Raw genomic sequence first — 13,048 nt, 5'->3', positions numbered from 1 at the left:
TTAGGAGGGAATGATGGCACAAACTAATGTAAAAACTAATATTTATTCAACAGTTATGCTCAATATTCCTACTACAATAAAATTGAAAATTTCCCATGAGCAGTTTTTGGATTTAGCGCTTGCTAACAGAGATTTACAATTAGAAAGAAATGCTACGGGAGAGTTAATTATTATGCCTCCAACTGGAAGTTATACTGGAAAAATAAATTTTGATATTGCTGGACAATTATGGTTTTGGAATCGTCAAACTAAATTGGGAGAAGCGTTTGATTCTTCCACTGGTTTTCATCTTCCTAATGGTAGCGATCGCTCTCCTGATGCAGCTTGGATAAAACAAGAAAAATGGGATACTCTCAGTTTAGAACAAAAGGAAAGTTTTGCACCTATTTGTCCTGATTTTGTTCTAGAACTACGTTCTAAAACAGATTCCTTGGAAAAATTACAATCTAAAATGAGGGAATATATAGAAAATGGTGCTAGTTTAGGTTGGTTGATTGATCAAAAAAATCAACGAGTAGAAATTTATCGTCCAGGTAAAGATGTGGAAATTTTAGAACATCCTACGAGTTTGTCTGGGGAAGATATTTTACCTGGGTTTATTTTGGATTTAACTGAACTTTGGAAATGAGAATATGAATATAGGTAGGAATCTGAAAGCGATCGCTTAATGCTATTATTTAGTTTTAATTGCTTTAAAGGCTTTATATACGCTAATTCGAGTATCTTTAGCACCAATAACATTTATAGTAGTTTGTAGCATTTTTAAATCATTGTTACCCACCATATCCACCCGGAAATGAATTTCCGGGCTAATAGCTAAAGTGTACTAAAGCACACTGAATATAAAATATTAAAATGACCATATCTGCTGAATCTTAATTGTATTCAGTCATTTTTAGATGACTTTAGCTTTTAGATAAGGAATTAATTCCCTAGCTTTATTTCCTTAGGGGGTAATTTTTTTTGAATATTACCCAAAAATTTTGAGATATAGTCATTTTTTGATAACAACTCGGTTTCCAAAAGTATTATATTAGTCTCATCCAACAAATACCTAACTACAGTGAAAATTTCTTTACTGCCATTATACTCCAAATTGAATGGGGGTGTGGGGGCTTGTGCTTTGGGATGTCTGCAACTCTGCAAAGTCAAACAACAAGCGCCCAATTTTGGAGAAGGTAATCATTGTCCTTTATCTTCTCATCAAGCGGAAACTTATAACGCCATTATTAACAGTAATGCAGAAATTATATTTAATACCTCTGCTACAGGAGACGGTAAATCATTAGCTGCTTATTTAGCAAGTTTATTAAATAGTGATTTTCAAGTAATATCACTTTATCCTACCATTGAATTAGTTGCAGATCAAACAAGACAGATTGTTGATTATTATAAAAAATTCAATCTCTCAGAAATTGATGATGTAGAAAGTCTTTATGGTGCGAAGTTAGCAGAATTAGTAGAACGAGGGGAAAAGAGTAATAAATTTAAAGAATTACTATTTATTCTTAAACATAAATATGTAATTCTTACCAATCCTGATATTTTCCATTTAGTTACCCATTCTCGTTATCAAAATCCTGCTTATAGTCGTTCAGAATTAGCAATTACTTTAGGTAGAAATCCAGATTTATATATAGCTGATGAATTTCATATTTTTGGTTCACATCAAGAAGCTGCAATTCTCAATAGTTTATTACTAATTCGCCATAATCGTCCGCAAAAACGACCGATGCGAGTTTTATTTACTTCCGCAACTCCCAATAAAGAATTTATTAAACTCTTGAAAACCGCTGGTTTTAACGTAACATTAATAGAGGGAAAATATGAAAATCAACCTACACCTGGATATCGGCAAATTTGTCAACCTATTAGTTTAGAATTTGTACAATTAGACAGAGATATTGATTCTTGTAGCTGGTTAATTCAAGAAGCTGAAAAAATTAGTGATCTTTTAAATCAAGAAGGTAAAGGTAGAGGAGGAATTATTCTTAATTCTGTGGCTTTAGTGAGTAGAACTGTCAGAGAATTACGGAAATTAATGCCTGATGTTGAAGTTAGAGAAATTAGTGGTAGAATTGATAAACAAGAAAGAGAAAAAATACATGATGAGTTAAAAAATTCTCAGCAATCTGTATTAATTGTTGGTACTTCTGCGGTTGATGTTGGTGTAGATTTTCGCATTCATTTATTAATTTTTGAAGCGAGTGATTCTGCCACATTTATTCAGCGTTTGGGGCGTTTAGGTCGTCATCCAGGATTTAATCAATATCAGGCTTTTGTACTTTTATCTGGTCGTACCCCTTGGATTAAATCGAGATTAGAAGCAGAACTAACTGATTTAGAATATAGTCGTGATCAGTTTAGAGAAATTATTGAGATAGTGTTTAATAAACCTCAATTTTGTACGGAATATCCTAAATATTGGGGGGCTTTACAAGCACAAGGAATGTTATTTAATATGACTAATAATAAGGAGAAAAAACAAATAGTTGTAGAAAAATTAAAAGATAGAATATCTGAAAATTTACGTTTGGTTTACGGTGAACAACTGGATAAAAAACGTGGACATTGGTTTGCTTTAGGTAAGGATGAAAAAGGAGTAGGTAAAGCGGTACAACAGGAATTATTAAGGTTTAGAGGTGGTTCTGATTTACAAGCTGCGGTGTGGGATGAAGGACGTTTTTACACCTATGATTTGTTGAGGTTATTAGCTTATGCAGAAGTAGAAATAATTGACAGGGATGAGTTTTTACAAGCTGCGGTAAATGCTGGTCATCCCCACACAGAATTTCCAGAGAAATATATTCAAGTTTATCTGAAAATTCAAAAATGGTCAGATAAAAGATTTAATATTGAATTAGAAAGCGATCGCTCTAGTGATGAACTTAAACAATGTATTCTTACTTTTGTGGATAAACTCAATATTACTGGACATCCACAAACAGAAGTTGGTCGTTGTTTAAAGGGGCAAAAATTACTAGCTTTTTTAGTCCCAGTTAACCGTACTCCTAATAATAGTCATTGGGAAATTAGCCGGACTTTGTATTTAAGTCCTACCTTTGGACTGTATAGACTCAAAGACAGTGATGGACAATTTTATGCTTGTGCTTTCAATCAAGATGCTTTATTATTAGAAGCTATCAAATGGAAAATTAGACCTTGCGAAAGAAGTAAACCTTACATTTTTTGAAAACCACAAATAAAGTGATTTAAACACTATGCCTACATTATTACAAGCCTTACTGATTGAAACTTTACCAGCAGATACAGATCCGATTTTAACCTCGTTTATTAACACTATTTTACCAGTCATGGAAAGAGAATTTGGACTCATTCCTGCTATGGGTGGTTCGGAAATTCTCCACTATCAAAACTTAGTAAAACAAGGTAATAAATATGCCCATGAAAATGCTAAAAATTGGGCAAATAAATCTGATCAAAGTTTGTTAGTTCATGTTTTAAATGGGTTATTAATTGCTTGGAATTTGAGCTTACATTTATCACCACGTCAACAATTAAAAGATGAGGAAAAAAAATTATTGTGTTTGGGAATTGCATTACATGACTATAATAAATATGTAAGAGGACAAGGAGAAGAACAACCACCACCACAAGCCCATGAAATTGAGGAAATTATTAATTTATGTAGTGAGTTAGGGACAAAATTAAACTTTACAGAATTTTGGTCAGAGTGGCAAGATTATCTGTTGGAAATAGCCTTTTTAGCGCAAAATACCCAGTTTACTGTAGATAGTAGTTCCATTATTACCCTATGGGAAAATGAGCAAAGACAATTTACCATTCATGATAAGCGTTTGACTGATATTTTACGCCATTTATTAGCCTTTGGTGATATCGCAGTCCATATATCTGATCCGGCACAAATTATCACGACCACAAAAGGGGATAGATTACGAGATCATTTATTTTGGTTAAAGATTTCCAAGAAATTAGTTTATCATCGTCTGCGAGATTGTCGGGGGTTAATTACTAACCAAATCCATAATGCAGTAGTTAATTTTGCCCGTCAATTAGGATGGGAAGAAGTTCTTTGTTTTGCCCAAGGTGTTGTTTATTTAGCACCCAATGATGTAACTACACCAAAATTTACAGATGTACAAACAGCAGTTTGGGGAAACTTAATTCATGGAGATGAGGAAAATAATCAAAAAGGACTAGCTACATATTTTCAAAGTGGTGATGTGGGTTTTGTCCGGGATGGAAAAGGTTTAAAGATTGCTCCCCAAACCTTAGAATTATTCACACCCAAAGATTTAATTTGTCAACTTCCTGAAGTTGTACAGGTGAAAGTTGCTAATATTAAATCACCTGCAACACCAAAAAGATTAGAAAAGTTAGATTTAACCGAACCACAAAAACAGTTTTTAAACACTGGTGCAGATATTCGTGCTGATAGATTAGCAGAGTTTATCATTTTAGCTCAAAAAGAGTTTTTTGCTAACTCTTCAGATTATATCAATTGGATACTCAATACCTTAGAATTAACTTCAGAAATATCCCCAGAAGTGACACAAAAACAAGCGGGAGGAGTTAATTATGGTTGGTATCAAGTGGCAGCTTATTATGTTGCTAAACATCCTACTTTAGACGAAATACAAGTTAAGGAATATTTGCAAAAATTAGCGAATAAATTAGCAAATTGGGCTGAAGAAAATAAATTACTGGCTGAAAATAGTAGTCCTACATATCAGGCATTTATTGATTATTTAGCCCAATATTTGGAAATATTCACCACTGGGGATAAAAACGGCAATTTCACTCAAGAATTAACAGCTTATACCCAAGCTAAAATTACTAATCAAGTGATGTGTTCCTTAAGTAGTGGAGAAGCATTAGCAGAAGAACAATTAGATACTGTGGTTTTGTTTAAACCTCAACAATATAGTAATAAAAATGCCTTGGGAGGAGGCAGAATTAAACGAGGAATATCTAAAATTTGGTCTTTAGAAATGTTATTACGTCAGGCATTTTTAGGCGCACCTCCAGGAAAATTAGAGGAACAACAACCAGTATTTCTTTACATCTTTCCAGCTTATGTTTATTCTCCTCAAGTAGCTAAAGCTGTGAGGGTATTAGTGAAGGAATTTAAAAGAATTAATTTGTGGGATGTGCGTAAACATTGGTTAGATGCAGGAATGCGATATCAAGGATTACAAAATTTACCTTGGAGAGAAGATGATGATTTGCAACCGGGAAGATTTAAAAAGACTAAAAATTATTCAGTTACAGACTTGCCATTTATGGCCATGACTTACACCACAACCAGAGGTAAAACTATTACCGACGCGTGGGTAGAACCGATTTTTTTAGCATTATCTTTACCACTTTTATTAGGTGTAAAAGTCGTTGCTACTAGCAGTCCTGATCCTGTTTATGCAAGTGATCAGGAGTTTTTAGAATCGGCTGTTTTAGATGGTGCGGCAGGATTTTGGCAGTTATTAAATACATCATCAAATGTCAGAATACAGGAGCTATCACCTGGTTTAAATAGGTTATTAATTACCTACAGTTTACATTTAGATAATAGGAGTAAAAAACCCGATGCAAGATGGCAAGCATTAAACGGAACAGTGAGAGATTTAGTGACAGACGTTTTAAATATCTTTGCTATTGCTGATGAAGGCTTTCGTAATACTAAAAAAGAACCAGGACCAGAAGATGTTAAACGAATTTGGAATTATGCCCAAACCTGGGTAAAAGGAGACAAGCAAATGCAGGAAAAACTCAAATTAATCGAGCGAATTGTGACAGAATATCGCCAATTTTATCAAGTAAATGTTGGTGAATCTAGTCACTCAATTCTGTTACCTATTTCTAAAGCATTGGAGGTAATTTTAACTGTTCCTGACCACTTGGAAACTGAGGATATGATCTTACAAGGTGCTGGTCAATTATATGACGCTTTGGAAAGACAAGAACCTTATAAACGTCCATTGTTAATGAATAAAACTGTGGAATATTCTGAGCGAAAAAATCAGGAATTAATGGCAATTCATCAGTTTATGACTACCTGTGTTAATGATTTATTCTTGGGGCTTTATAAGGGCGATCGCGCACTACTCCAAGAAAACCGTAACCGTATTAAATCTGGTGCGGAATTTGCCTATCGTTGGTTAGCTTTACAAGCAAAAAATACTGAAAAACCTGAATCATAAGGAATTAAAAACATGAGCATTTTAAACACGATCAAATCTGAATTTCACACCACTTTTCCTCGATTAGCATCTGGTAAATATGTCCACTTTTTGATGTTGCGTCATAGTCAATCTTTTCCAGTATTTCAAACTGATGGAGTTCTCAATACTGCACGCACTCAAGCTGGTTTAGAAACTCCCGATCCTATCAGTCGGTTAGTGATGTTTAAACGCAAACAAGTTAGTCCTGAGCGATTAGTTGGGAGAGAACTTTTACGTTCATTAAATTTTATCAACTCAGAAGATAAGAAAGCTGAAAATTTTTGTAGATACGGTTCGGAACAATTTTGTGGTAAATGTCCAGATTGTATCATTTATGGATTTGCTGTTGGTGATAGTGGTTCAGAACGTTCTAAACTTTATTCTGATTCAGCTTTTTCTTTAACTCCTTATGAAGATTCCCATAAGAGTTTGACCTTTAATGCTTTAAGTGAAACAGGAACAATGATGTTAGATTATGATGATCCTAAAAGAACCGACAATAACAAAGTAAGATCATCAATTAATGAATTAGACCATATTCTCCCAGAAATCTCATTTCCCACTGTGGAAACTTTGCGAGATCCAACATTTGAAGGTTTTTTATATGTGTTAGGAAATCTCCTCAGAACCCGACGTTATGGCGCACAGGAATCACGGACAGGAACAATGTCAAATCATATTATTGGTATTGTTTTATGTGATGGTGAAATCTTTAGTAATTTGCATTTTACCCAAGCATTATATGATGGCTTAAAACCAGATTTTCATGCCCCAATTGCTGATATTATCAAAAAAGCGATAGAGGTGACTAACAATTTATTGAATAATGAACCAGTGCGGAAAAATCAGGTAATTATGGGTTCTCAATTAACGGATTTATTGACTAAAGTTTCGGCTATTTATCAAGACGAATCTCAGTTAAAAAGTACCATTTCTACCTTATACCAACAGACAAAAGCCTACGCGGAAACCTTTGGTGCAGTAGCTAAAAAGGCTAAAAGTAACAAGTAGGTTGGGTTGACAAAGGAAACCCAACATTTAGCAATTTTTCTTCTTGTTCCCTCTCCTTGGAGGAGAGGGTTAGGTAGAGGTCAAAACATTAAGGAAACCCAACATTTAGCAATTTTTCTTCTTGTTCCCTCTCCTTGGAGGAGAGAGTTAGGTAGAGGTCAAAACATTAAGGAAACCCAACATTTAGCAATTTTTCTTCTTGTTCCCTCTCCTTGTAGGAGAGGGTTAGGTAGAGGTCAAAACATTAAGGAAACCTAACATTTAGCAATTTTTCTTCCTGTTCCCTCTCCTTCTAGGAGAGGGTTAGGTAGAGGTCAAAACATTTCTAATTACCAAACTTTAAACAATATGATTGTTTACAAATGTGATTTAACTTTACACGATAATGTTTTTTTTGCCAGTCGGGAAATGGGTATTCTCTACGAAACCGAGAAATATCTACACAATTGGGCGCTAAGTTTTGCCTTTTTTGAAACTGCTTATATTCCTAGACCTTATCGCTTAAAAGGTATAAATGCCCAAAAACCCAGTTATTTAGATTCTGGTCAAGAACAAAATCTTTTACATCTAAATGAAGCTGGGATTTATGTTTTTCCGGCTTTACCGATTAGTTGGTCCTATCAAGTGAACACTTTTAAAGCAGCCCAAGTTTCCTATTATGGAAAATCTGCACAATTTGGTGGTGAAGGAGCAAAACGCAATTACCCTGTTAACTATGGTAGGGCTAAAGAATTGGCTGTAGGTAGTCACTATCAGACTTATATTATGGCTCGTTCAACTATCAAAATTCCCAAGTGGATTAGATTAGGAAAATGGTCATCTAAAATACGAGTTGAAAATAGCGAGATCACAGATATTAAAGAAAAATCAGGACAATATATTAGCAAACATCCTTTAAATCCTTTGGATTTATCCCTATCAACCAAATTATTGCTTTACAACCGAATTGTTATGCCTCCAGCAAGTTTAGTTAGCCAAGCTCAACTAACTGGAGATTATTATCAGTTACCCGATCAAACTTGTTTACCTGTAGGGGTAGCTTATGGTGCGAGTACAGTTGTATCTTCCTAAAATTATGATTCTACAAAGTTTAGTAATTCAATTAGGTGCTGCTAGTGAAAGCACTATTCCCAGTACATTAGGTAGAGCGATTCATGCTCAAGTTATGCAATGGTTAAGTTTAGGAGATCCACAAATAGCAACAGCGGTTCATGATAGTCAAGAATCACCTTTGAGCTTATCAGAATTAATTGGTTATCGTCGCAAAGAAGGTATACAACTAGGTGATGATTTTATTGTGCGGATTTCTCTTTTAGAGAGTAATTTAATTCAACCTTTGTTAAGGGGTATAGAATTTTCCCACAATAAATCTATTTATTTAGGAAAATGTCCCTTTGTCATTCGTAGTATTTATTCAGTACCAGGAACTCATCCTCTAGTAGATTGCTCCAATTACACCACATTGGCCAATACATCAGTTTCTAGTGATATCACTTTACAATTTCTCTCCCCCACCAGTTTTAAGCAGAATCAAAATATCCAACCTTTCCCATTACCCGATTTAGTATTTAATAATTTACTTCGGCGTTGGAACAGATTTGCACCAGCAGAATTGCAATTTCCTCAAGTTCAATGGCAAGCTTTAATTTCTGCTTTTGAACTGAAAACCCATGCTTTAAAAATGGAAGCTGGTGCGGAAATTGGTGCAAAAGGCTGGATAAAATATCGGTTTCCAGACCCTGAACAAGCCAGAATTGCCTCTGTTTTAGCTAAGTTTGCTGTCTTTTCTGGAGTAGGACGTAAAACAGCTATGGGTATGGGTCAAACTGCTTTAATAAACTGACGCACCAATTACCAATTACCAATTACCAATTACCAATGAATGAAGATTATTTACCATTAGCTTATTTAAACGCTTGGGAATATTGTCCGCGTAGATTCTACCTCGAATATGTATTAGGTGAAATGGAAGACAACGAGCATATTATTTTAGGTCGTCATATCCACCGCAATATTAATGAGGAAGGCACTTTTCAAGAAGGAGAAACCTTAATTCATCAACAACAATGGGTGTGGTCAGAACGCTTGAAAGTTTCCGGGATTATTGATGCTGTCGAAGAATCTAACGGTCAACTTATACCTGTGGAATACAAAAAAGGCAAAATGGCACAACACTTAAATGACCATTTTCAACTTTGTGCTGCGGCTTTATGTTTGGAAGAACGCACAGGACGCACGATTACCTATGGTGAAATATTTTATCATGCCAATCGTCATAGACAAACTGTGGCTTTTACTCCTCAATTACGACAAATGACACAACAAGCAATCGCACTAGCTCATGTTGCTAGTCAAAACAAAATACCAGCACCTATTGATCATCCTAAAAAATGTCAATCATGCAGTTTACAGCGAATTTGTTTACCGTTTGAAGTCAAAAAATTACAAGGTCAACTACAAGGTCAAGAATATTAATTATGACTACTCTTTATATCATTCAACCCGATGCTGTTTTAAGCAAAGACTATGAAGCTTTTCAGGTAGCTTTAAAACAAGAAGATGGTTCTTGGAAAAAACAAAAGATTGCTGCTCAAACTGTGACCGAAGTTATTTTGATGGGTAATCCTCAAGTCAGCGGTGATGCTTTTGTTTATGCCCTAGAATTAGGAATGCCAGTGCATTATCTTTCTAGTTTTGGTAAATACTTGGGTTCAGCTTTACCTAAGTCTTCTCGTAATGGTCAACTGAGATTAGCACAGTATGCAGTTTATCATGATCCTGTGCGGCGTTTGGAATTAGTTAAGACAATTGTTAGCGCGAAAATTCATAATCAATATCATGTTTTGTACCGACATCATGAAAAGGATAATCCTCTCAAAGAACGGAAAATTTTAGTTAAAACTCAACAAAATATAGATCAAGTTCGTGGTGTGGAAGGTTTAGCAGCTAGGGAATATTTTGCTTGTTGGCAAAGGATGGTAGGTAAACAATGGACTTTTAATGGCAGAAATCGCCGTCCACCTACTGACCCTGTTAATTCTTTACTCAGTTTTGCCTATGCTTTATTACAAGGTCAAGTTATGGCTGGTGTTCACGTGGCAGGATTAGATCCTTATATTGGTTATTTGCACGAAGTTCATCATGGTCAACCGGCAATGGTGTTAGATTTGATGGAGGAATTTCGGGCTTTAATTGCTGATAATTTGGTTTTGTCATTATTGCATAAACACGAAATTAAACCCGAAGATTTTAACGAAAGTTTGGGGGCTTATCGGTTGAAAGATAATGCGAGAAAAACCTTTTTGCAAGCTTTTGACAAAAAAATGAATGATGAATTTAAACACCCTGTTTTTGATTATCGTTGTACCTACCGACGAGCGATAGAATTACAAGCACGGTTACTAAGTCGTCATTTACAGGAAGGTATTCCCTACAAACCTTTATCACTAAGATGACAACTCTGTTTTATCTCATTATTTATGACTTACCTGACAATAAAGCTGCAAATAAACGCCGGACTCGTTTACATAAAATGCTGAGTGGTTATGGTAAATGGACTCAATACAGTGTGTTTGAGTGTTTCTTAACTGCGGTACAATTTGCTCAGTTGCAAACCAAGATAGAAAAATTGATCAAGTCTGATGAGGATTCTATTAGAATGTATGTACTGGATGCCGGGAGTGTGAAAAGAACTATCACCTATGGTTCGGAAATCCCTAGACAAGAACAGTCTATCATTATATAATTAGTACATCAGCTTAAATTTTTGGCAAACCTAGAGCGGGGTCAAAAACCCCAGGGGTCCGCCAAATCGTCAGAACCTTGATAATTAAATAATTTCAGCGTTTTGTTAGTTTCAGTTGGCAGTTGTTCCGAAGCCTGAAATCAGGTTTTTTCAGAGGTCTGCCAAAATCGTCTCTGGATTCCGCCCCCAGCTTATGTTTCAGATGGCGCGGTTTCTAACTAAGTAATCCCCGTAAGGGGACTGAAACTCCAATATTGAAAAAGTTAGCAATCTGCTTGATTACGTTTCTAACTAAGTAATCCCCGTAAGGGGACTGAAACTACCATTAAAGTGCAAAAATTGCATTTTTCATAAAGTTTCTAACTAAGTAATCCCCGTAAGGGGACTGAAACACAGGACTTTCTACATATAAACCTAAAGGTAAGGCGTTTCTAACTAAGTAATCCCCGTAAGGGGACTGAAACATTGCTTGCAGTTGATTCGGCACTTGAGCTAAAGGTTTCTAACTAAGTAATCCCCGTAAGGGGACTGAAACAAAGTTTCAAGACCGATGATTTAGCTGATAGTATTAACAGTTTCTAACTAAGTAATCCCCGTAAGGGGACTGAAACTTCCCAAGTTGGTAGAGAACACCGGACAAATGTTGGTTGTTTCTAACTAAGTAATCCCCGTAAGGGGACTGAAACATTCAATATTTTTTTGAAGGGCTGGGATACTCAAAACTGTTTCTAACTAAGTAATCCCCGTAAGGGGACTGAAACCTGATTTAAACACTTCAGCATTAGCTTTAGAGTCAGGTGGTTTCTAACTAAGTAATCCCCGTAAGGGGACTGAAACTAGACAAAACCACTAATTCATGGATAGAAAATTTCAGTAGGTTTCTAACTAAGTAATCCCCGTAAGGGGACTGAAACAAATTAGGGCAAAACGGTCAGCCTTGGGGACATTCTCTTGTTTCTAACTAAGTAATCCCCGTAAGGGGACTGAAACTTTAGCGGAAACCGGATCTCAGATGGCGGATGCGGTTTCTAACTAAGTAATCCCCGTAAGGGGACTGAAACACGGGAATAGTTACAGTATAACTGCACCCAAAAGTAGGTTTCTAACTAAGTAATCCCCGTAAGGGGACTGAAACAGGACCAGACGACAGAGCGTCATGAATCACGTTGCCGAGCTGTTTCTAACTAAGTAATCCCCGTAAGGGGACTGAAACTTCGATCATTCTAATTAATTGTTTATTCATGCTTCTATGTTTCTAACTAAGTAATCCCCGTAAGGGGACTGAAACTATCCATTTCGTTTTGATTAGTAGATGTATTCTCATGTTTCTAACTAAGTAATCCCCGTAAGGGGACTGAAACTTTCTTTATTAGTTTGATTTTCTTCTATATACGCAGTTTCTAACTAAGTAATCCCCGTAAGGGGACTGAAACTCGGCATTCATAATGCACCTACTACAGAATATGTTTTGTTTCTAACTAAGTAATCCCCGTAAGGGGACTGAAACGTTAACAAAATAGATTTAGTCAACTATTATAAAGAGTTTCTAACTAAGTAATCCCCGTAAGGGGACTGAAACATGAATAAGTAACGGGGCTTGCCATGCCCCGCTTAAGTAGTTTCTAACTAAGTAATCCCCGTAAGGGGACTGAAACGTCATGATGTGTGTGTGTGATGTGTGTTTTGAGTGCGAATGAGTTTCTAACTAAGTAATCCCCGTAAGGGGACTGAAACTCAACCCGGTTTTATTCCGGGTTTTATTATTAAAAGCAGTCGTTTCTAACTAAGTAATCCCCGTAAGGGGACTGAAACGAGATTGAGGAGAAGGCTAAACCCAGTCATCAACAAGTTTCTAACTAAGTAATCCCCGTAAGGGGACTGAAACCTGAATCAAAAATCATTGACGCTGAATACCAAATAGCATGTTTCTAACTAAGTAATCCCCGTAAGGGGACTGAAACAAGCCAGTCTAAAGAATTAGAATTAATGCAATCAGAGTTTCTAACTAAGTAATCCCCGTAAGGGGACTGAAACAAATGAATTGGTCAAAAGCTATGGTTTCAATAGCCAAAGTTTCTAACTAAGTAATCCC

9 protein-coding genes and 1 CRISPR repeat array (1 of these 10 running past the window's edge) are annotated in these 13,048 nt (G+C 35.8%); all 9 genes read left to right on the top strand.

Features of this window, described 5'->3' with window-relative positions:
* Positions 1 to 10: 10 nt before the first annotated feature.
* The 9 genes from H6G25_RS06535 to cas2 all read left to right on the top strand — a co-directional run bounded on the left by H6G25_RS06535 (position 11) and on the right by cas2 (position 10,956).
* A complete protein-coding gene (locus H6G25_RS06535; protein ID WP_242034897.1) occupies positions 11 to 628 on the top strand; it encodes a Uma2 family endonuclease in 618 nt (205 codons plus the stop codon).
* 435 nt (positions 629 to 1,063) lie between these two features.
* Entirely contained in the window at positions 1,064 to 3,193 is a 2,130-nt protein-coding gene (gene cas3, locus H6G25_RS06530; RefSeq protein WP_190391782.1) for a type I-D CRISPR-associated helicase Cas3', read from the top strand.
* 28 nt (positions 3,194 to 3,221) lie between these two features.
* Entirely contained in the window at positions 3,222 to 6,179 is a 2,958-nt protein-coding gene (gene cas10d / locus H6G25_RS06525; RefSeq protein ID WP_190391781.1) for a type I-D CRISPR-associated protein Cas10d/Csc3, read from the top strand.
* A gap of 12 nt (positions 6,180 to 6,191) precedes the next feature.
* Complete coding sequence (gene cas7d / locus H6G25_RS06520) at positions 6,192 to 7,211, top strand: type I-D CRISPR-associated protein Cas7/Csc2 (protein WP_190391780.1); 1,020 nt, start codon at positions 6,192 to 6,194, stop codon at positions 7,209 to 7,211.
* 348 nt (positions 7,212 to 7,559) lie between these two features.
* A complete protein-coding gene (gene cas5d, locus H6G25_RS06515; protein WP_190391779.1) occupies positions 7,560 to 8,282 on the top strand; it encodes a type I-D CRISPR-associated protein Cas5/Csc1 in 723 nt (240 codons plus the stop codon).
* A 4-nt stretch (positions 8,283 to 8,286) separates the two neighbouring features.
* Positions 8,287 to 9,054, top strand: coding sequence for a CRISPR-associated endoribonuclease Cas6 (gene cas6, locus H6G25_RS06510; RefSeq protein ID WP_190391778.1), 768 nt, complete (start codon positions 8,287 to 8,289; stop codon positions 9,052 to 9,054).
* A gap of 35 nt (positions 9,055 to 9,089) precedes the next feature.
* Entirely contained in the window at positions 9,090 to 9,686 is a 597-nt protein-coding gene (gene cas4, locus H6G25_RS06505) for a CRISPR-associated protein Cas4 (protein ID WP_190391777.1), read from the top strand.
* Between the two features lie 2 nt (positions 9,687 to 9,688).
* Positions 9,689 to 10,666: a type I-D CRISPR-associated endonuclease Cas1d gene (gene cas1d / locus H6G25_RS06500; protein ID WP_190391776.1), complete on the top strand. Its 978-nt coding sequence runs from the start codon at positions 9,689 to 9,691 to the stop codon at positions 10,664 to 10,666.
* Positions 10,663 to 10,956, top strand: a complete 294-nt coding sequence (cas2, locus tag H6G25_RS06495) for a CRISPR-associated endonuclease Cas2 (protein WP_190391775.1) — start codon at positions 10,663 to 10,665, stop codon at positions 10,954 to 10,956. The genes cas1d and cas2 overlap by 4 nt, the downstream gene beginning before the upstream one ends.
* Positions 10,957 to 11,166: 210 nt before the next feature.
* Positions 11,167 to 13,048: direct repeats of the CRISPR family, unit length 37 nt; unit sequence GTTTCTAACTAAGTAATCCCCGTAAGGGGACTGAAAC; it runs 7,833 nt beyond the window's last position.

This window comes from Dolichospermum sp. FACHB-1091 (assembly GCF_014697585.1).
In the GTDB taxonomy this organism is placed as follows: domain Bacteria; phylum Cyanobacteriota; class Cyanobacteriia; order Cyanobacteriales; family Nostocaceae; genus Dolichospermum.
This window is presented reverse-complemented; position numbering and strand designations above follow the sequence as displayed.

Bases quoted from the DNA above. Each gene is read 5' to 3' on its own strand.
- cas6 (WP_190391778.1), top strand. From the start codon at position 8,287: ATGATTCTACAAAGTTTAGTAATTCAATTAGGTGCTGCTAGTGAAAGC.
- cas1d (WP_190391776.1), top strand. From the start codon at position 9,689: ATGACTACTCTTTATATCATTCAACCCGATGCTGTTTTAAGCAAAGAC.
- cas5d (WP_190391779.1), top strand. From the start codon at position 7,560: ATGATTGTTTACAAATGTGATTTAACTTTACACGATAATGTTTTTTTT.
- cas7d (WP_190391780.1), top strand. From the start codon at position 6,192: ATGAGCATTTTAAACACGATCAAATCTGAATTTCACACCACTTTTCCT.
- cas10d (WP_190391781.1), top strand. From the start codon at position 3,222: ATGCCTACATTATTACAAGCCTTACTGATTGAAACTTTACCAGCAGAT.
- H6G25_RS06535 (WP_242034897.1), top strand. From the start codon at position 11: ATGATGGCACAAACTAATGTAAAAACTAATATTTATTCAACAGTTATG.
- cas2 (WP_190391775.1), top strand. From the start codon at position 10,663: ATGACAACTCTGTTTTATCTCATTATTTATGACTTACCTGACAATAAA.
- cas4 (WP_190391777.1), top strand. From the start codon at position 9,090: ATGAATGAAGATTATTTACCATTAGCTTATTTAAACGCTTGGGAATAT.